The following is a 19,653-nucleotide window of genomic DNA, read 5'->3' as shown; positions in this document are numbered from 1 at the left end:
AAATTCACCTCATATCACCTTAATCCGCTCTTATATGCTTCACTTATTAATCTTTGACATTTTAATGCATCATTAAAGGATGCTGCATTGCCTATATCTTTATTTTCATATATTGAATTAGCAAAATTTATAATAGATGCTGTATGCGCACTTTGAAAAAATCCGAGAATATTTCTTTCATCAGGGAAAAACTCCATATCAAAAGAATTATTAGAAGGTTTTATCAAATTTAATGTATTTGTATCATTTAAATAAACTTCTAATACATATGGATTTTTAAAATTTATTTTCATGCTTCCCTTTGTTCCGAAAACTTCAAAACTATCCCTTTGTTCACCCTCTGCAAATATTCTCGACACCTCAATGCTTCCCTCTGTGCCGTCAATTAGTTCTATATCGCATCTTGAAACTTCATCTACATAGCTTCTTTCTTTGAAATATATTTTATTTTTTGCATTAATATTTTTAATCTCTCCAAGGGTAAACTGTACTAAATCAATAAGATGTACTCCTAAATCTAAAAGGGCTCCTCCTCCTGATGACTCTAATGTTCTCCAGCTTCCCTTTTTACTGCTGCTCAAATAGCTTTTATGATAGGTTTTTAATTTAAAATCAATAATATCTCCTATTGTTCTTTTAACAACTTCTTTTCTTAAAAGCCCTACAGCCGGTATAAATCTATACATTAATGCAACTGCATTTTTAATTCCATTATTATTTACAAGTTCAGTCATTTTAAGAGCATCTTCATAGTTTGATGACAAAGGTTTTTCACAATAAACTGCCTTTTTATATTTTACTGCCTTAATAACATACTCTAAATGTGAATCATTTGGAGTACATATACTTATAAAATCTATACTCTCATCCTTTAAAACCTCTTCAACATCAATAGTGTTTTTAACACCGTAAAGTTTTATGTCCCTCTGATTTCTCGTTACAACATACTTAAGATTCAAAGAAAAGGGAAGATTAAATCTTAAATTTGCATCATATGCTGCTAATGCATGAGTTTTTGCAATAGAACCGTATCCTATTATTGCAAAATTAATTGAATCCATAATCTCACCTGTCCCTACTTAAAATATAGTTTATATTCTTTAATACATTTTGATATTGCTTCTTTTGTCGTTGGAAATTCTATTCCGCATTTTTTTATTTTTTCAGTATTTAATCTTACATCCCTTGGTGCATCTTTATACTTTTCCTCATCCTTAACTAATATTTCATCTATTCTCTCATGAAGCCCCATTTCTGTTAGTATATGTTTTACAACATCATACCTGCTCATGTCATTTGTACTTCCTATATGATATGTTCCATAGGGTATATCAAACACTTTTACAATGTTTTCTATCATATCATAAACATATGTCATTCCTCTAAATTCATGGGGAGATGCATATATCTTTTCTCCTTTTATAAGAGAAGATATCGTTTCCCATAATATATTTGAAGCTATTCCCTTATTTCTTTCGGGCATTCCAAAAAGCCATGTAAACCTTACTACCCATAATTCATCTAATATATCTTTCAACAGCTTTTCAGCTTCGAGTTTATTCTGACCATACACTGTGTTTGGAACTGGAATATCTTCTTCGGTATATGGACCTGAATTCATATTCCCGTTAAAAACCTGTTCTGTACTTATAAAAAGAAGCTTTGAATTATACTTTCTGCTGGCCTTTGCAACATTTACCGCCCCTTCTACATTGATTTTTCTTGCGATTTCCGGATTTTTGTTGCAAAAATCAGTAACTGCAATTGCTGCTGCATGAATTACATAATCAGGTCTGAATTTTTCAAAGGCTTCATATACTTTTTCTTCGTCAGTAATATTTAAATCGTCCTTATCTGTTGATAAAATTTCATATTCATTTTTATATCTTTCAAAAAATCTTGTGCAAAAGAATCCCAATCCACCTGTTAATAAAATTTTTTTCATACTGTTCACTCCTAATTAATATTGTTTATTATTATTGATTATTGTTTATTATTATTATATATTATTATTATACAACTATCAATATAAGCAATAAAATTTTATATGGAGGTTTATATGGAAAAACTTGAAATTAAGCTTAATGAAATCGAAGAGCAGGAAAGAGAACTTCAATTTGATTATTTCAGCAGCGATTCTGCTTTAAAAATAGGTTTGATAATAATTGAAAAGGCTAAAATATTATCTAAACCTATTGCTATTGATATTACCAAAAATTCAAATAAACTTTTTTATTACTGCTTTGATGGAGCATCACCTGATAATTATGAATGGATAAGAAGAAAAAACAATGTGGTAAACAGGTTTTTTAGAAGCTCACTATATATTGGAACAAAACTAAAACTAATAAATAAGACTATAGAAGAAAAGTATCTAATATCTTCAAAAGAATATGCTCCCTTTGGAGGTGCCTTCCCAATTATAATTAAAAATACCGGTGTTGTTGGGACGATTACAGTATCAGGTCTTTCTCAAGAGGAAGATCATAATTTAGTTGTTGAATCTATTAAAGAATATTTAAACCTGCTTCAAAACAATAAAAAATAATAAATTTTATATTGTAAAAAATATTTTGATGCTAAATAATTATATTAAGCAATTAATATGGAAAGGAGAAGTATAGTGTTTCCAGAAGAGAGATTAGAAGAGATTCTTAAAATATTAAAATCAGAGGGAAAGTTAAAGGTAAAAGATTTAAGCATAAAATTTAATGTTACCGAGGACTGCATCAGAAAAGATTTAAAAGTTCTCGAAAACAAAGGATATCTAAAAAGGACCTATGGCGGTGCTGTGCTTTTTAGAGAATCTGCCCATGAGCAGGATATAGTTTCAAGAAAGGATATAGATATATCATCAAAAACAATAATCGCTAAAAAAGCCTTTGATATTATAGAAGATAAAGAAACAATATTTCTTGACATATCAACTACCAATATTATACTTGCAAAGCTTTTAGCTGAAAGCAGTAAAAACATAACCGTTGTTTCAAATATGCTTGATGTGGTTAATGTTCTCTCAAGCAAGAACAATATAACTGCAATATGCATAGGAGGATTATTAAACAAAAATCTTAATGGCTTTGTCGGTTCACCATCTATTGAATTAATATCGAGATATAAATTCGATAAAACCTTTATTGGAAGCTGCGGAATAGATGTTTTTGATAAAAGCATCACTACCTTTCAAATAGAAGACGGTATAACTAAATCATCAATAATAAAAGCCGGAAAGAAAAATTATATCGTTATGGAAAAAAAGAAATTTTATTATGATGGCAATTATAAATTCGCTTCCTTAGATGATATAGACAGCATTATAACAGATGCGTTAATAGATGATGATATTAAAAATATACTAATCGAAAACGGCATTGAGATAATTTAGAATATTTTATTGACTTTTAACAAAAATTTAATTTTACAAAAAAACCGGTTAAATATCCGGTTTTTTTATATTTTTTATTTAATGAAAACTCTTTATTTTTATTATATACTCTCGCATTTCAATCACTTTAAATTGCTTTAAATTATTTTCTAAAAATAAATAATTTGTTGATTTTTGTCCAAATTTATCTTTTCCTGAAATCTAAAATATAATATAATAGAATCATGTAAAATTAGACAATTAAGGATTTTATTATGTTATTACATTAAAGCAGTTAACAACACAGAAAAATTAACATATTAAGGGCGGCTTATAAACTTAAAAAGATTTCGGAGGGTTTATTTTGTATTTATACTTTAAACTTTTAAGCAGCAGCATAATTAGCTTAAATAATTATTTTTGCACCATTAAAAACATAGATTTGCCCTTTTGGCTTAGAAATTGGGCTTTAATTGCTGCAATATTAATCATCTCAATTATTTCAAATTTTTTAATTATCATTTATTCTATGAAAATCGTAAAAATGAAAAAACAGCTCCAAAAAAGCAACGAAGAACTTACTTCATTATATCAGCAGATAACAGCAGCGGATTCACAGCTTAAAGAGCAATATGAAGAGCTCAGTGCACTAGAGCAGCATCTTCGAGAAAATGAAGAAAGATACAGGCTTATTGTTGAGGCGGCTAACGATGCAATTTATGAATATAACTATAAAACTAATACACTTAATCTATATGGTAAATGGAAGGAACTCACAGGATACAAGCCTGATGAAATAGTATTATTGGGGGGATTTAAAAATTTAATTCCTCCTGATGATTATAGCACTTTAAAAAATGCTATAGAAAATCACATAAAAGACAAAACTCCCTGCTTTACATTACAATATAGGATAAAAACTAAAAATGGGGATTATAGATATCTTATGCTAAGGGGAGTTGTACTTTTAGATGAAGAGGGAGAAAAAAAGACTTTAGTATCTGCAAGTATTGATATAGATGAACTTAAAAAGGCTCAGGAAAATCTTCACAATCTTGCATACAGCGATTATCTTACAAAACTTCCAAACAGAATTGCACTTTGTGAGGATTTTGAAAAAACTACACTTCCTAAATATGCTGTGTTTTTGTTTGATATTGATAATATGAAATACATAAATGATACCATGGGGCATGATTTTGGAGATAAGTTCATTATAGAACTTTCTAAAAGATTCAAATCTGTTTCCCAAAACTATGGAAAGCTTTACAGCTATGGAGGGGATGAGTTTTTACTTGTTGCATCCTTTGAAGCTGAAAACGATATTAAAGCAATCGCAGACAGCATTATTAAATCAACACATACCCCTGTAGTTGTCCAAAACAGAGAAATACATTTTTCAGTAACAATGGGTATATCTTATCACCCCTATCACGGCTATGTTTTCAGCCAAATACTTATGAATGCTGATATTGCAATGTATAAAGCAAAAATGCAGGGGAAGGGAAAATATTTATTTTATAACCCTTCTATGCATGAGGGAATCATAGAAAGGCTAAAAATAGAGAGCCATCTTCAAAACGCTCTAACAAAAAACGAGTTTATGCTTTATTTTCAGCCACAATACGATTTAAGAAACTCAAAGATTACAGGGTTTGAATCCCTTATAAGGTGGAACAGCCCGGAACTTGGATTTATACCCCCTGATAAATTCATAAAAATAGCAGAGGATAATCACTTTATAATCCCTCTTGGTAAATGGGTACTTGAAAAATCCTGTGAATTTATAAAAAAGGTTCATGAGATGGGATATAAAGACTGTATTATAAGCGTTAATATATCAGTCGTTCAAATACTTGAGGATGACTTTACTGATATTGTTGTTGATGCAGTTAAAAATTATGGAATAGACCCCTCATATATTGAGCTTGAAATCACCGAATCAGTACTTATGGAATCCTTTGAGATTATTATAAACAAGCTTAATAAGCTTAAAAACATGGGCTTTAAAATCGCTCTGGATGATTTTGGACAAGGATATTCCTCTTTAAGCTATCTTCAAGCCCTTCCAATCAACACTTTAAAGATAGATAAATCATTTATAGACTTGATAGATGCAAAGAAAAGAAAACGCTCGATTACCGACTATATAGTAATCCTCGGAAGAAGGCTTGGACTTTCAATAGTTGCTGAGGGAGTTGAAACACAGGAACAGATGAATTACCTTAAAAAATTCAAATGCAATAAGATACAAGGATATTATTTCAGCAAACCCCTGCCCTTAGAAGAAGCGCTGAAAATTATTGATAAAAACAAAGGCTAAAGGCTGCAGTTAGCAGCCTTTAGCCTTTGTTTTTTACCTTTACATTTACATTTTCAGATGAAAAAACTTTAACCTTCCACTCATTTTTCAATGAGTAAATTTCAATATATTTTCCATCATCTTCTTCATTATATATTATATCGAATATATTATCCCCTGCATAAAGGTTTTTTATTGAATAATATTTCTAATCATCTGAAAGATTAGGAGCTACTGTAAATATTTTTTCATGGGCATTTGGCTTAATACCAAATATACCGTCGATAAGAGGCCAAACAATACCATTGCCGGACCATGCCTGAAGGAAACATCCATAATCAGGAGATATTTCACTTAAGGTCCCTGGCATTGCAACATCTATGAATGATGCCATTTTCTTCATATATTTAAAGGCTTTGTCTGATTTTTTATAGTTTGCCTCACAAACTGCCATAACCCCTGTTGAAATTGACATTGTCATATCATCTTTATAAGCTCCATTTTGGGGTACAAAATTTTTTAAAAACTCATTTCTTTGAGAAATTCTACATCTCCTGTCCACAGAAAAACATAATAAACCATTTTTATAAAGTGGGGCGTTTCCTGAGTATTACCATCATTCGATACTACTCCATTTGTTACAACTTCATGGATTATTCTCCCGTTACCATTTTGTTCTTTGGATATTTTCATTAAAAGTCTTAAGGTATTCTTTGCTAAATCAAACTGTCCTAAAGCTATGGCACCATAAAGTGCATAGGAAGAATCAGTTCCAAACCACCAGGGGTATTCTGGTATACCTGCCCCAAGTCCTTCCCCAATACCTGCAACTTTTCTATTTAACATATCATAATTTATTTTTATCCAGTCAAAAACCCTTTTATAATCTTTATCACATATATTAATATCACTTCTTTGCAAAAGATCATTTATCCTTTTTTCTTTTTGATTATACAATATTTTATGATTTTCTCTTACATAATTTAATGTATCTATACATTCCTTCCTTGAATTGCACGATCCTGCAATAAAAAATCTTATATCTTCTTTTCCTAAAGGTGCAATACATAAATCATATTTTAAATATCCCGTTATACCTCTGCCCTTTGTTTTTTCAAAGGCATATAAATCCTTTTCAACTTTATATTCACAAGGAATAAAATCTGAACCAAAAGCAACAAACCATGGATTTTTTTCATCATAGGCTACCACTGCCTTTAAGTTTTTTACATATTCTCCAAAATCATCCTCATCATGAGCCCCCACCCAATCTGACGTCCAAACTCCCCTAAGTTCTGTTTTCCCATAAAATTCTAAACTTATATTTCTTCCCCTGTTATCTAAATTTTTTATAGTAAAACACACAACATATCCCTCAATATCATCTGGACAAAACTCATGCCTTAAAACTTCAATATTTAATTCTTCTACTTTATATTTTAGCTCATTAAAAAAGCTCCCTGTTGTATATTCTAAGGCACTTTCAAGCCATACTTTTTTGTCATCTTCAATAAGTTTTATCCAATACCCATCCATTAATTTTATAGGATGATCCCATATACCGCCCATTTCATATTTTATATGATTCCCAAAATCCGGAAAGGTACCATCCTGAGCCCCTATAAGATAAACCCTATTACCAAAGCAGCCATATAAGTCCTTTAGATTATTTTTCTTCGAAATTTTCATATGCTTTAAACAGTCCATACTGTATACTCCTTGCTATTTATTTCATACCTGATGTAGTTGAATTTTCAATAATGTATTTTTGAAGAACTAAGAACATTATTATAATTGGTATTGTAAGACACATCGTTCCTGCCATAACCTGATTTTGAAATGAAAAATATCTAAATTCAAGATCTCCAAGTCCTACAGGAAGAGTAAACCATTCCTTTTTGGTTGCAATAAGGCTCGGCCACAAAAAAGCATTCCAATTCCCTATAAAAAGACCTATCGCCTGTGTTGAAAGTGCTGGTTTTACAAGTGGAAGGGCTATCTTAAAGAATATCCCTCCTCTGCTCATTCCATCTATAAAAGCTGCTTCCTCAAGATCTTTTGGAATTGACATAAAAAATTGTCTCATCATAAATATATAAAAGCTGCTAAAAAGGAAAGGTATTGTAAGTCCTCTAAATGAGTTGAGCCAGTTTAATTTTGAAAGCATAACGAATGTTGGAACCATAAGAACCTGCCCAGGAATCATCATTATTCCTAAAACAATCATAAACATTATATCTTTCCCCGCAAACTCCAGCCTTGCAAAGGCATAGCCTGCCATAGAATTTATAAGAAGATTCCCTACTGTTACTATTGCTGCTACGATTACGCTATTCAAATAATATCTTCCTATTGGGAGGTTGGTAAAAATATATTTGTAATTCATCATGCTCAAATTTTTAAAACTTATATTTATTTTATTTACATCCTCAGGAGTTCTAAAGGATGAATAAAAAGACCATATAAATGGCATAATTGCAATTAATGCATATGATATTGTGATTATGTAAAATATAACTTTAGACATATTTATTTTACTGCTATTTTGATTCATTTTCTCTCCTCCCCCCATTATCAATAACTTTCAGCACCCTTATCGAAGAATTTCTTTTGTATTAAAGTTAGAGTAAATATAATTGCAAAAAGAAGAAATGCAAGAGCTGATGGGTATCCCATATTAGCATTTGTTGTTCTAAAACCCTTATTGTATATATAAAGAACAACAGTCATAGTAGAATCCAAAGGACCTCCGCTTCCTCTTGATACAATATAGGCCTGGTCAAACACTTGCAGAGTTCCTATAATGCCAGTTACAACTGCAAAAAAAATCGTTGGTCTTAAAAGGGGTAGTATAATTTTTAAAAACCTTTGAAATCCATTGGCACCATCTACCTGTGCAGCTTCAATTACAGAGCTTGGTATGTCTTGAAGTCCTGCAAGAAATAATATCATACCTCCTCCAACTGAGGACCATATTGCCATAATCATACAAAGAGGAAGAGCATAACTAGGATCCTCAAACCAACTTACAGAGTGAAATCCAAAATTTGATAAAAATCTATTAATAATTCCCTGCTGATTGAATAAAAATTTAAACATCGTTCCAACTGCAAGAGCTGAAGTTATTGAAGGAATATAGTAGGCTACTTTAAAGAAAGTTTTACCCTTTATTCTGCTGTTGCAGACAAGAGCTAATAGCAGTGATATTATAGTCTGCACAGGAACAACTATCAAAGAGTATTTAAATGTATTTGTTAGAGCTTTTTTAAAAGTATCATCAGAAAAAGCTCTTATGTAATTTGCAAATCCTACGTACCTTGCCTTTTCAGGAGTTAGATATTTAAAATTCATAAAACTCAATCTAAAAGCAAATATCATGGGGTATATTATCCATACTGCAATTAAAATCATTGCAGGAAGAACAAATAAATATCCCCAAACAGCATCTTTCTTTGCATAGGATGGTTTCCCTCTTTTTTGTGGCATTAATCTTCCTCCTCTAATTTTATATTTATTCTCATAATCTTATATCATATCAAATTGCAATAGAAGGATATTTACCCCCTATAAATAAATTTTAGGAGTAAATATCCTTTTAATCTTAGTCCTTTGTACTATTTAACATCAGCAAGATATGCTTCTATATTTTTTTGTGCTTCATCAAAGGCTGATTTAGCATCAGACTTTTTAAGCTTTATTTTTTCAAGAGCTTTTCCAACCTCGTCTATTACTGTTGTACCTGCAATGCCATAATTATATGGAGCAGCGTATTCATAGGATTTAGTAAAGGCATCCCACATTGGGAATTTGTCCTTAAATTCCTGATGAAGTGATATTCTTGATGGAAGAGCATTTTGCTCTGGTATAACTTTTCTTTGATTATCCTTGTTAGTAATAAAAGAAACGAATTTAAATGCTGCATCTTTATTAGGTGATGTGGAAGCTATACCCCACGCAACTGTAAAAGCCATAGTTGACTTTGTTTTATTAACTGGAAGTTCAACAACACCATACTTAAGATTAGGAGCTGTGTTTTGAAGATATTTGCACATCCATCCGCCTTCAATTGTCATAGCAACTTTACCCTTGCCGAAGGCATCTCCGTCCCATCCTTCTCCAATATCCTTAGGCTCTACTGCAAGACCATCTTTAAATAAGCTTGTCCAAAATTCCGCAGCCTTTATGTTTTCATCTCTGTTTACCTTGGGATTTTGTCCATCCATCATACTTCCGCCGTTTTGATATGCAAGGGGCTGAAATCTTGCAATTTCGTTTTGAAGTGCTAAACCTTTAACATCCTTTGTTGTAAGCATCTTTGCACACTGTCTTAGCTCTTCCCAATTTGTAGGTGGTTTTAATCCTTTTTTCTCAAACATTTCTTTGTTATAAAAAAGTCCAAGCATGTTATAGTCCTTTGCAATACCATATAGCTTTCCATCCCAAGTAAAGGCTTGCCTTAAGGATGGCACTATATCATCAATATCATAATTGTACTTACTTATGTAATCGTCAATAGGCTCAACCTTTCCAGCATTTATTAAGGATGGTGCTTGAACTATATCAAGATAAAATACATCTGGTGCCTGATTTGCTATAAATTTGTTTTCGAGAGCTTTAAAAAAATCTCCTGGATACTGCTCAAGATTAACCTTAATGTCAGGATTCTGCTTCATAAACTCATCAGCAACTTCCTTTTCCCATTTGTTGCCGAAAGCATCAGAGAAGGTTGCAACCGTTATTGTTACTGGTTCCTTTTTTTGTTCTGTCTGTTGTTGCTGTTCATTTTGCTGATTTGTCTGAGCTGCTTTTTTACTGCAGCCTGCAAATAATGTTACTGTCATGCACAAAGCAAGAAATAATGATAAGACTCTTTTCATATTTAGATCCCCCTTTTTTATAATTATCTATGCAAAACCCTTAAATATTGCTATGCTGATTGAAAATATACATTTTTTATTTTATAATTAGTTATCATGTATTTTTATTATCCAGTATAAGTTGTAACTGCGCAAAAAATATTACAATTTATGCTGGATTTTTATTTAGCAATAGCTAAGTTAAGGGTTTGCCTTCAAATACTGAGCTTTTGTTGATTCCCTTATAACTATTTCAGGCTGAATAACTACTCGCCCTATTCTCTGCTCTGAAATAAGATTTATTAAAAGATTAGCAACAGATTCTCCAATTGCCTGTGCATCCTGTTTTATGGTAGTAAGTTTTGGATTTGATAGCTGTGCAAGATATAAATCATCAAATCCTACTATTGATATATCATCTGGAACTGAATAACCCCTGTTATTTAATGCATTTATAGCTCCTATAGCCATAAGGTCGCTGGCACAAAATATAGCAGTTATATCTTTATGCCTGATAAGAAGTTCTTCTACTGCAGCTGCCGCTCCTTGATCTGTAAAGTCGGCATAATAGATTAAACTCTTATCAACCGGTAGTGCATATCTATTTAGTGCAAGCATATATCCATCCAGCCTCTCATAGCTTACAAAAGCATCCTTATGCCCATTTATCATGGCTATTTTTTTATGTCCTAAATTTATTAAATGTTCAACAGCTAAAAATGAACCCTTAGTATTATCAACCCCAACGCATCCAACATTAGGATTGTTTATATATATATCATAGAGCACGCAGGGATGATTAAATTCAATAAGTTCTCTATAATAGTCGTCTGATAATTTAAGACCCATAATAAAAGCACCATCAAACTGTTTTTGTGAATAAATCGTGCTAAGTTTAACTGACTTTTGTGTATCAGTGTTTGTAGATAAAAGAACCACCTCATATCCTAATTTATCAGCTGTGCTTTTAAAAGACATCATTATTTGGAAAACTAAAGGGTTTAGCATACCTGTTATATTATAATCCTCAACTATCATTCCAAGCCTAAAGTTTCTATTTGAACTAAGGCTCTTTGCTACTATGTTAGGCTTGTAATTCAACTCCTGCGCAATTTTTAATATGTTTTCCCTTGTTTCAGGATTTATATCACTGTAATTATTAAAAGCTCTCGATACGGTGCTTACAGAAACACCAGCTTTTTTTGCTACATCTTTGATTGTAAGGTTTTTTTCCATATTTACCTCCTCTGAAATTTTATTTATTAGTGCTTATCTATAATGATTTTTTCATTCTTAGCAGCTTCATACTTTCTTCCATAAACCTTAATTGTTATATCCTTTGAGCTTTCAATTTCAACCTTTCCCTTCATAACGCTTACTTTAATTAAAGCACTTTTCCAATTTATTTTATATGTCAGCTGGTTCCACTTTTCTGGAATCCAAGGACTAAAATTAGGAATTTCGTCCTTATCAACACTAAACCCTCCGAATCCAAAAACAGCGCTTTGCCACGAGCCTCCAGTTGATGCTGCATGAAGTCCAAAATCTGTATTCCCCTGATTATCCTCAAGGTCTGTATATATTGTCTTCATAAAATATTTGTATGAATTGTGGGTATCTCCAACGTTAAGCCCCATAATAGAATACATAGATGGACTTAAGGATGATTTGTGCATAGTTCTTTTCTCATAGTATTCATAGTTTATTTTCTTAGTCTCTAAATCGAATTCATCTCCTAAAAGAAGCATAAGCATTATAACATCTGCCTGCTTTATAAGCTGTGTTTCATGAAGCTTTAACCCTTTTAAATCCGGCCAAGCTGGCATACCATTTTCATCATATTCTTTTATATCAATATCATCTAACTCAAAATATCCTTCAAACTGCTCTATTATTTTCCCATCCTTTGACATAGGAATATATATCTTATTTGCCTTTTCATTCCACTCTTTAAAGTCATCCTCTGTAATACCAAGAAAGCTACAAAGCCTGTTTACTAATTTTTCATTTCTTACTTTTAAAATCTCTACAAGCTGTAATGCTTTTTTAATATTCCACTTTGCAAGATAATTTGTATAAACATTATTATTTATATGTTCATGGAACTCATCAGGACCTATAACTTTATTTATCTCATATCTATCATACTTTTCATTATATTCAATCCTGCTATTCCAAAATTTAGCAGTATCAAGAAATATCTCTATACCATATTTAAGTAAAAATTCCTCATCACCGGTTGCTCTATAATATTCCCATATTCCAAAGGCTATGTCAGAGTTTATATGAAATTCCTCATCTCCTGTCCATATTCTAACGGGATTGCCATCATAGTCAAATCCCCATTTCGGAGTAACCTCAAGACCATCATCAGCAGATTCCCAAGGGAACTGTGCCCCTTTATATCCGTTAAGCTTAGCATTCTCCCTTGCTCCATTTAGTGTATTATATCTGTACATTAAAAGGCTTCTTGCAACCTTAGGATTTGTATAGATAAAAAATGGAAGCATAAATATTTCAGTATCCCAGAAAACATGGCCTTTGTATCCTTCCCCATGAAGAGCCTTTGCTGCAATGCTTACCCTATCATCTCCATCATAAGCAGATGATGATAGGTGATAAAGATTAAATCTTATTCCTCTTTGCGCTTCATCATCGCCTTTAATTATAATATCAATCATATCCCAAAGCTCTTTAACTTTTTCAGAGTGAAGATTTTTTTCTTTTTCATAACCATCATATAAAAATTTTAAAAGTTCTTCCTTTGAAAGCTCTGATATATCCTTATCGCTGTCTCTCGATGTATAGGTTGTCCCATATTTTACTATCACATACTCCACTGCCTCTTTTACATAGGTTTCATAGAGTTCTCTTGCAGTTTCTCCAAACCTTTTAAACTTTCTTTTAGTAAATATATTTCCTTTTTCTTCACAATTGATATAGGCTGTTTCAATAATTTCTATACATTTATCTATTGTTTTAGACTTTAATGCAATCCCCGGTTTCAAATCTAAAACATCGGTTACATTTAAATGCTTTGTTTTGTTTTCAACATCAAAACTGCTATTTGTAACAGTTCCATCGATTATATTTTCAATGAACATCTTCCCTGAAAAGTTAACTGGAGTTATTTTATATCTTTGTGCCCATCTATGAACATTATTTCTGCTGACAAAACGATCTGTTTCAATTTTTACTACTTTTCCTGAAGGAAGCTTAAGTAAATATTTAGAATATAAAATGCCTTCTTTCATATTAAGTTTTCTTTCAAACTCTAAAACTTTTGAAAAGTCAATATCAACTTTCTCACTGTCAAAATATATATTAAAAGCCAACGGATTTTGACAGTTTACTATTTCCGTAACTTGGGCATCATTCTTATCAAAAATACCTGCAATAAAATTTCCTGCTTCAAATATTTTCGAAAATTCCTGAACCCCTCTAAATCCTCTGTATCCATTAGATAACGTAAATATAGTTTCATATTTTCTATTGTTTTTATAATTATAATCATTTAATACAATCTCCCATAATGAGCCCATCGAAAAACCTCCTAAAATTCCGTAATCGTTTTTGTTATTTTCATTATATGTAATATTTGCTAAAAAATCAATATTTTCTTTATATTAGAATATTTAAAATTTTGATACATAGTAAAAAACTAATGTGATAAACTAATAATGAAGGTGATTATGTGAAAAAATATCGCAACGAAATTACCCGTTTTCAATATATGTACATAGTTCAAGGCTCAATGATAGGAGTTGGAATACTTTCTCTTTCTTCAACGGTATGTAAAACCGCTCAGCAGTCAGGGTGGATTAGCGTTCTTTTAAGCGGCATTTATCCAATCTATGTTGTTATTTCCTCATGTCTTATTTACAAAAACATGGACTACCTAAATTTTAATAAATTAAATCAAAAGATATATGGCAAAGTAATTTCCTATGTTTTATCCTTTGCTTTTATACTATATTTTTTATCTTTTTCAGCCTTTGTTATTTCTGGCTTTACCAATGTATTAACATTTTCGACTACTAAATTTTTACCTTATTATATAATACTTTTTATTACTTCATTCATAACCTATTTATCTATTAATTATGGACTAACTTATATTGGGAGAGTATCAGAAATAATTTTTCCTCTTACAATATTATTGCTTTTAATACCGCTCTACTTTGTTAATAGGGGAGATATTACCAATCTTCTTCCACTAATCAGCAGTTTTGATGGAATATTAAAGGCAATGCCCGATACTCTTTTTTCCTACTCCGGAGTTGAAATTTGCTTTCTTATAATTCCATTTTTATCTAAAAAAGATAAAGCAATAAAATATGGTATATTAGGAAGCCTTATAACAATAGTTCTATACACTTTAACTATACTTTTAATCATAAATTATTGCGGCTGGAAACTTACATCTAAACTTCAGTATCCTTTTTTATACCTTGTTGCTGGTGCTGAAATCCCTGTATTATCAAACTTTGAACCTATATTTATTTTCTTTTGGGGAAACAAAATTTTCCATACGATTTCAGTTGGGGGATTTGGATGCTCTTATTTGTTATCTGAACTATTTAATATCTCATATAATAAGTGCTCTATTATTTTAACTGTACTGATTTTTTTTGCATCATTATTTTTAATTCCAGAGTATAATAGGTCCCAGATAGTCAATACTGTTCTTCCTTATATGATAATATTTATATTTTCATGGTCTCTTTTGACATTAATAATAAGCTATATAAAAAGAGGTGCATCAAAGTGAAACATTTTAAAGTTTTTTTTGTAATTATTCCTCTTATTTTACTGTCAGGATGTTATAATAAAGTCCCTATTGAAAGAACTTCAGTAGTATCTGGAGCAGGCCATGATATTATAGATAATAAAATTCTATCTGGTACCCTCGAGTTTCTTATTTTTTCAGATAATAATAAGATATCAAAGGATGTTTCAATCCAAACAGGAAAATCAGTTTTTGATATGTACAACAAAAGACTTCTTTTAACTAAAAAAACATATCTTACTGGAACTTTAAAAACACTTCTAATAAGTGAAGACAGGGCCAAATTTGGAATAAGCGATATTATAGATACCTTTTTAAGAGACCAGGATAGAAATTTAAACACAACGGTTGCAATATGTAAAGGTAAAGCTTCAGATATCCTTAATATGAAACCTTTAGAATCAACCTCTATGTCAGAAGAAATAGAGGGTTTAATAAAATCTTCCTATGAAACTAACTTTACTCAAAGGGATACCAATATAAAGGATTTGTACAACATGAGATTCCAAGAGGGAAGAAGAATAATGCTTCCTTATATTGAAAAATATGAAGATACAATTAAGCTTAGCAGCATTGCCGTATTTGAAGGGGATAAAATGATTTTCAAAATTCCCGAAGAAGATGTAAAATATGTAAATATGCTAAGAAATGAAAACTCCCTTGGATATCTAAATTTTAAAGGTAAAAGTACTTTAGAATCCTTTGATATTATTTCCAAAAACAAAAGAAAAGTAAAGGTTAATATTGAAGATGATAATATTACATATGATATAAAACTAAATCTCAATTCTCTTATAAAAGAAGACAGCTTAAGTGAAATTGAAGAACTTGATAAAAAAACTATAGAAAATATTCAACAAAAATATTCTGAAGAATTAAAGACAAAGCTTGAAAATATAATACAAAAATACCAAAGGGAATATGGAGTTGATGTTTTCGATATTCAAAAATATGCTGTTGCAAAACTTGGAAAGGATAAGGAAAAGCTGATTATAGATAAATTTCAAGATTCTACAATTAATGTTGAGGTTGAAATAAAAATAAATTCAATAGGTAGAGTTATAAGGAGGTGAAAGCTTTGGCTGATATGTTAAGCACTAATATTAGTGAAAATTTCAATATTATTTCGTCTAATATTCCTTCAAACTTTAATTTTATAAAAAGAGAAATATATATTGGTGAAAATATATTATGTTATATATTATATATATCTGGACTTTCCGATAAAAACGATATACAAGAAACTATAATAAAACCCCTGCTAAGTAGCACTATATCCGCATCAGATTCCTTTGAAGGCATTTCTCAAGACTTGATTAAAAAATATATATATTGTCCTGAGGTTGAAGCAACTACCTCAATAAAGAAAATATGCACAGAAATCTTATCTGGTAAAAGTATAATACTTATAGATGGACATATTTATGCTATAATCTGCAATACTGTTAGCTCAAAATACAGGCAAATTCAAGAATCTACAACCGAAAAGTCTATTCAGGGTTCAAAGGAGAGCTTCGTCGAAAATATCGATGTGAATATCTCGCTTCTGCAGCGCAAAATAAAAAGCAGCGAGTTTAGAATGGAGCGTTTTACAATAGGAGAAAAAACTAATACTGAAATAGTTTTAACATATGTAAACAATATTATAGATCCAAAAGTCTTAGAGAATATAAGAACAAAGATAATAAACATTTCAACCCCTGCTATTTTATCATTAGGATTTTTAGAACAGTATTTTGATGACAATCAGTACAATATTTTCCCTATGAGCAAAGTTACTGAAAAACCTGATAAAGCTGCCTTTGACTTACTTGAGGGAAAAGCTGCTATATTCATTTCCGAATCTCCCTCAGCTCTAATCGTCCCTGCAACATTTATAGAGTTTTTTCAAGGTTTTGAAGATTATTCTGATAAAACAGTAATTGCATCCTTTTCGAGAATTTTAAGGTTTATAGCAATAATTACTATTATAATATTAGAACCAATATATTTAATTCTTCTATATTATAATCCTGAACTTTTTCCCTACGGATTGACGACTGTTATTATTTCATCAAGGCAAAACATACCTCTTCCCCCATTATTAGAAATACTCGCAATGGATCTTGCAGTTGAAATTCTTCGTGAAGGAGGAATAAGGCTTCCTAACCCTATTGGAACTACACTTGCTATAGTTGGAGGTATTGTAATAGGGGATTCTGCAACTAAGGCAGGGCTTGTCAGCTATGCAACTCTTTTTATAGTTGCAATAACTGTTATATCTACTTTTATAATTCCAAACTATCAGATGGCGCTAACTATTAGATTCCTACGTTTTCCTCTTCTAATACTTGGACAGCTTTTTGGCTTTTTCGGGCTTCTAATAGGTTTATATTTAATCATAATAATATTAGTGAAGCTTGAAAATTGTGGTATTTCATACTTTGCGCCTCTTTCTCCAGTTAGATTTACAGACATGTACGATGTTATTATAAGGGCTCCCCTTAAAAAAGTTCTTGTTCAGCCAAGAAGCCTAAGACCGAGCAAAAAGACAAAGAAGTGAAAAAAAATCAGGCTGCGCTTTTCACAGCCTGATTTTTTATCCAAAAATTTTTATTAAAAATTTATGCCTCAACATTTTCTTTATAGTTCATTATATTTTCCAAGCATTGTATGTTATTTGGAATGTTTTTTATAATAAAGCCAGCAGCTGTTACAATTACTATTCCTGCAATTAGAGTATATATGTGTCTTCCATTTAGCAAAAATACACTTCCCCCAAATAATGCTATAAAATTGTTAAGCATATGTCCAATTATACATATAAAAAGAGAACTTGTCTTAATATATATAATACCTAAAACAATTCCAAGTAAAATTACTATAGGCGTTTGTACTATATTACCATGAAAAAGACCAAATAATACTGCCGTTATAATTACTGACTTTTTTATACTGTAATTCTTAAGGAAACCCTGCAGTATAATGCCTCTAAAAACTATTTCTTCTAATACAGGTGCAATTATGATTACACTTAAAATACTAAACCATTCTTTTGAACTTCCAAATAAAATACTTGATAATCTTTCCTGAGTCTCCCTTGCTGCCTGAGAATTATTTATAAAAATAGCAGCCAAACCTGACATTACAAACCACGTTCCTACGACAAGTACCATAAGACATAGAATGTTTTTAATGTTTATCTTCGGGCTTTCAAATATTTTTTTAAGCGGAGTTTTTGCCTTTTTTAAGCCTATAAATATTATAACTATTTCAGAAATAAAACTAATAATAAGTATTAGTTCTGTAAAGTTTTGAAACTCCTCCCCCTTAACTATACCTCCAATAATGCCACCTATAATTTGGATTAAAAACGCAATAAGCAGAAGAATAACTGCCTGCTTTATACTTGGATAATACTTTTTGTCTTCCATAAAATTCCTCCTGTTTAAAATATATACTTTCATGTTAATAAAATATCAATTAATTGTCAATATTTAAGCTCTTCCGCAAAGAACTCCACTGAGTGTTCTAACACTTCATCTTCCCAGTCTTTCCTGTTAAATGTATGGTCTGCACCCTCAACTATATGAAGTACCGATTTTACACCATAGATGTCAAGATATCTTTCTGACGCACTAAGGGGTACTGTCATATCCCTATCCCCATGAAGTAATAAAACGTTTTTATCAAAGGATGAAGCCTTGCCATATATGTCAAGATTTAATACATCATCTATAAAATCTTTTCCAACAAGCAGTCCTCCTGCATCGTAAAATCCAATTTCTCTTACTTTATCGATTTCTTCTTTAGTTCTTTGAGATATAATAATTTCTCCCATATTTCCTGCAGGTGCCCAAAGGCATAGCGATTTAATATCATCCTTGCATTCTCCTGCAAGCATGCTTGCAACAGCACCTCCCATGCTAAGTCCCAAAACTCCAATTCTATCTAAATCTGCAAATTCCAATGATTTTGCATAGGATAAAATATCCCTTGCCTCTTCAAGCTCCCTTGACAGTGTCATGTCAATAAAATCTCCATCGCTCTCTCCGCTTCCGCTAAAATCAAATCTAACACTTGCTATTCCCCTTTTTTCAAGAAGTCTCGAGAGCTTTACGAATATAAAATGGGGCTCCATTTTATTTCCTGTAAAACCATGAAAAATACAAACAACAGGAATTTTCCCCTCAGTATTTTCAGGATAATGAAGCATTCCCCTCAATGTAAGATTTCTACTTTTAATTTCAACTGCCCTTTGCATATACTAACCTCCGTTATTTTAATTTTGAATGTTTGTTGTATTTAAAGCTAATATTTTTCAAATTATGCCCTGCAAATAATTTTTATGCATAACTTTAAA

General features: G+C 31.1%; 17 protein-coding genes. 6 read left to right on the top strand and 11 right to left on the bottom strand.

Features of this window, described 5'->3' with window-relative positions; translation table 11 throughout:
• Nucleotides 1-14: 14 nt before the first annotated feature.
• Nucleotides 15-1,061, bottom strand: a complete 1,047-nt coding sequence (locus tag B5D15_RS02165; RefSeq protein ID WP_078695463.1) for a Gfo/Idh/MocA family protein — start codon at nt 1,059-1,061, stop codon at nt 15-17.
• 14 nt (nt 1,062-1,075) lie between these two features.
• Entirely contained in the window at nt 1,076-1,945 is an 870-nt protein-coding gene (locus tag B5D15_RS02160; protein WP_078695462.1) for an SDR family oxidoreductase, read from the bottom strand.
• Between the two features lie 114 nt (nt 1,946-2,059).
• Here B5D15_RS02160 and B5D15_RS02155 point away from each other — a divergent pair, with 114 nt between their 5' ends.
• The 3 genes from B5D15_RS02155 (at nt 2,060) to B5D15_RS02145 (ending at nt 5,687) form a co-directional block, all read left to right on the top strand.
• The gene (locus tag B5D15_RS02155) at nt 2,060-2,548 is read left to right on the top strand and encodes a heme-degrading domain-containing protein (protein ID WP_078695461.1); all 489 of its coding nucleotides are present in this window, start codon (nt 2,060-2,062) and stop codon (nt 2,546-2,548) included.
• 57 nt (nt 2,549-2,605) lie between these two features.
• Nucleotides 2,606-3,385 (top strand): DeoR/GlpR family DNA-binding transcription regulator, encoded by a 780-nt coding sequence (locus B5D15_RS02150; protein ID WP_341427719.1) that lies wholly within the window; start codon nt 2,606-2,608, stop codon nt 3,383-3,385.
• Nucleotides 3,386-3,728: 343 nt separating this feature from the next.
• Complete coding sequence (locus B5D15_RS02145; RefSeq protein WP_078695459.1) at nt 3,729-5,687, top strand: sensor domain-containing protein; 1,959 nt, start codon at nt 3,729-3,731, stop codon at nt 5,685-5,687.
• Nucleotides 5,688-5,874: 187 nt separating this feature from the next.
• Here B5D15_RS02145 and B5D15_RS02140 read toward each other — a convergent pair whose 3' ends face one another.
• From B5D15_RS02140 to B5D15_RS02110, 7 genes are all read right to left on the bottom strand, one after another.
• On the bottom strand, nt 5,875-6,228 hold the full coding sequence (locus B5D15_RS02140; RefSeq protein WP_179122156.1) for a hypothetical protein: 354 nt from the start codon (nt 6,226-6,228) through the stop codon (nt 5,875-5,877).
• Nucleotides 6,186-7,373: a glucosidase family protein gene (locus tag B5D15_RS02135; protein WP_078695457.1), complete on the bottom strand. Its 1,188-nt coding sequence runs from the start codon at nt 7,371-7,373 to the stop codon at nt 6,186-6,188. Before B5D15_RS02135 ends, B5D15_RS02140 begins: the two co-directional genes overlap by 43 nt.
• Before the next feature lie 19 nt (nt 7,374-7,392).
• Complete coding sequence (locus B5D15_RS02130) at nt 7,393-8,220, bottom strand: carbohydrate ABC transporter permease (RefSeq protein ID WP_207651442.1); 828 nt, start codon at nt 8,218-8,220, stop codon at nt 7,393-7,395.
• Nucleotides 8,221-8,240: 20 nt separating this feature from the next.
• A complete protein-coding gene (locus tag B5D15_RS02125; protein WP_078695456.1) occupies nt 8,241-9,152 on the bottom strand; it encodes a carbohydrate ABC transporter permease in 912 nt (303 codons plus the stop codon).
• 128 nt (nt 9,153-9,280) lie between these two features.
• Nucleotides 9,281-10,543, bottom strand: a complete 1,263-nt coding sequence (locus tag B5D15_RS02120; RefSeq protein ID WP_078695455.1) for an ABC transporter substrate-binding protein — start codon at nt 10,541-10,543, stop codon at nt 9,281-9,283.
• A 180-nt stretch (nt 10,544-10,723) separates the two neighbouring features.
• A complete protein-coding gene (locus tag B5D15_RS02115) occupies nt 10,724-11,758 on the bottom strand; it encodes a LacI family DNA-binding transcriptional regulator (RefSeq protein ID WP_078695454.1) in 1,035 nt (344 codons plus the stop codon).
• Between the two features lie 26 nt (nt 11,759-11,784).
• Nucleotides 11,785-14,064, bottom strand: coding sequence for a glycoside hydrolase family 65 protein (locus B5D15_RS02110; protein ID WP_078695453.1), 2,280 nt, complete (start codon nt 14,062-14,064; stop codon nt 11,785-11,787).
• 152 nt (nt 14,065-14,216) lie between these two features.
• Between B5D15_RS02110 and B5D15_RS02105 the strand changes: the two genes are divergently transcribed.
• The 3 genes from B5D15_RS02105 to B5D15_RS02095 are packed head-to-tail and all read left to right on the top strand — an operon-like array spanning nt 14,217 to nt 17,853.
• Nucleotides 14,217-15,293: a GerAB/ArcD/ProY family transporter gene (locus B5D15_RS02105; protein WP_078695452.1), complete on the top strand. Its 1,077-nt coding sequence runs from the start codon at nt 14,217-14,219 to the stop codon at nt 15,291-15,293.
• Entirely contained in the window at nt 15,290-16,384 is a 1,095-nt protein-coding gene (locus B5D15_RS02100; RefSeq protein ID WP_179122155.1) for a Ger(x)C family spore germination protein, read from the top strand. The genes B5D15_RS02105 and B5D15_RS02100 overlap by 4 nt, the downstream gene beginning before the upstream one ends.
• A 14-nt stretch (nt 16,385-16,398) precedes the next feature.
• Nucleotides 16,399-17,853, top strand: coding sequence for a spore germination protein (locus tag B5D15_RS02095; RefSeq protein ID WP_242948671.1), 1,455 nt, complete (start codon nt 16,399-16,401; stop codon nt 17,851-17,853).
• Between the two features lie 61 nt (nt 17,854-17,914).
• On the opposite strand, the gene B5D15_RS02090 is transcribed toward B5D15_RS02095, so the two are convergent.
• A complete protein-coding gene (locus tag B5D15_RS02090; protein WP_179122154.1) occupies nt 17,915-18,724 on the bottom strand; it encodes a CPBP family intramembrane glutamic endopeptidase in 810 nt (269 codons plus the stop codon).
• Between the two features lie 56 nt (nt 18,725-18,780).
• The gene (locus B5D15_RS02085; RefSeq protein ID WP_078695448.1) at nt 18,781-19,554 is read right to left on the bottom strand and encodes an alpha/beta hydrolase; all 774 of its coding nucleotides are present in this window, start codon (nt 19,552-19,554) and stop codon (nt 18,781-18,783) included.
• Nucleotides 19,555-19,653: the final 99 nt, after the last annotated feature.

Source organism: Caloramator quimbayensis (assembly GCF_900167605.1).
GTDB lineage: Bacteria > Bacillota > Clostridia > Clostridiales > Caloramatoraceae > Caloramator_B > Caloramator_B quimbayensis.
The sequence above is the reverse complement of the archived record's forward strand: the minus strand, read 5'-3'. Positions and strand labels throughout refer to the sequence as shown.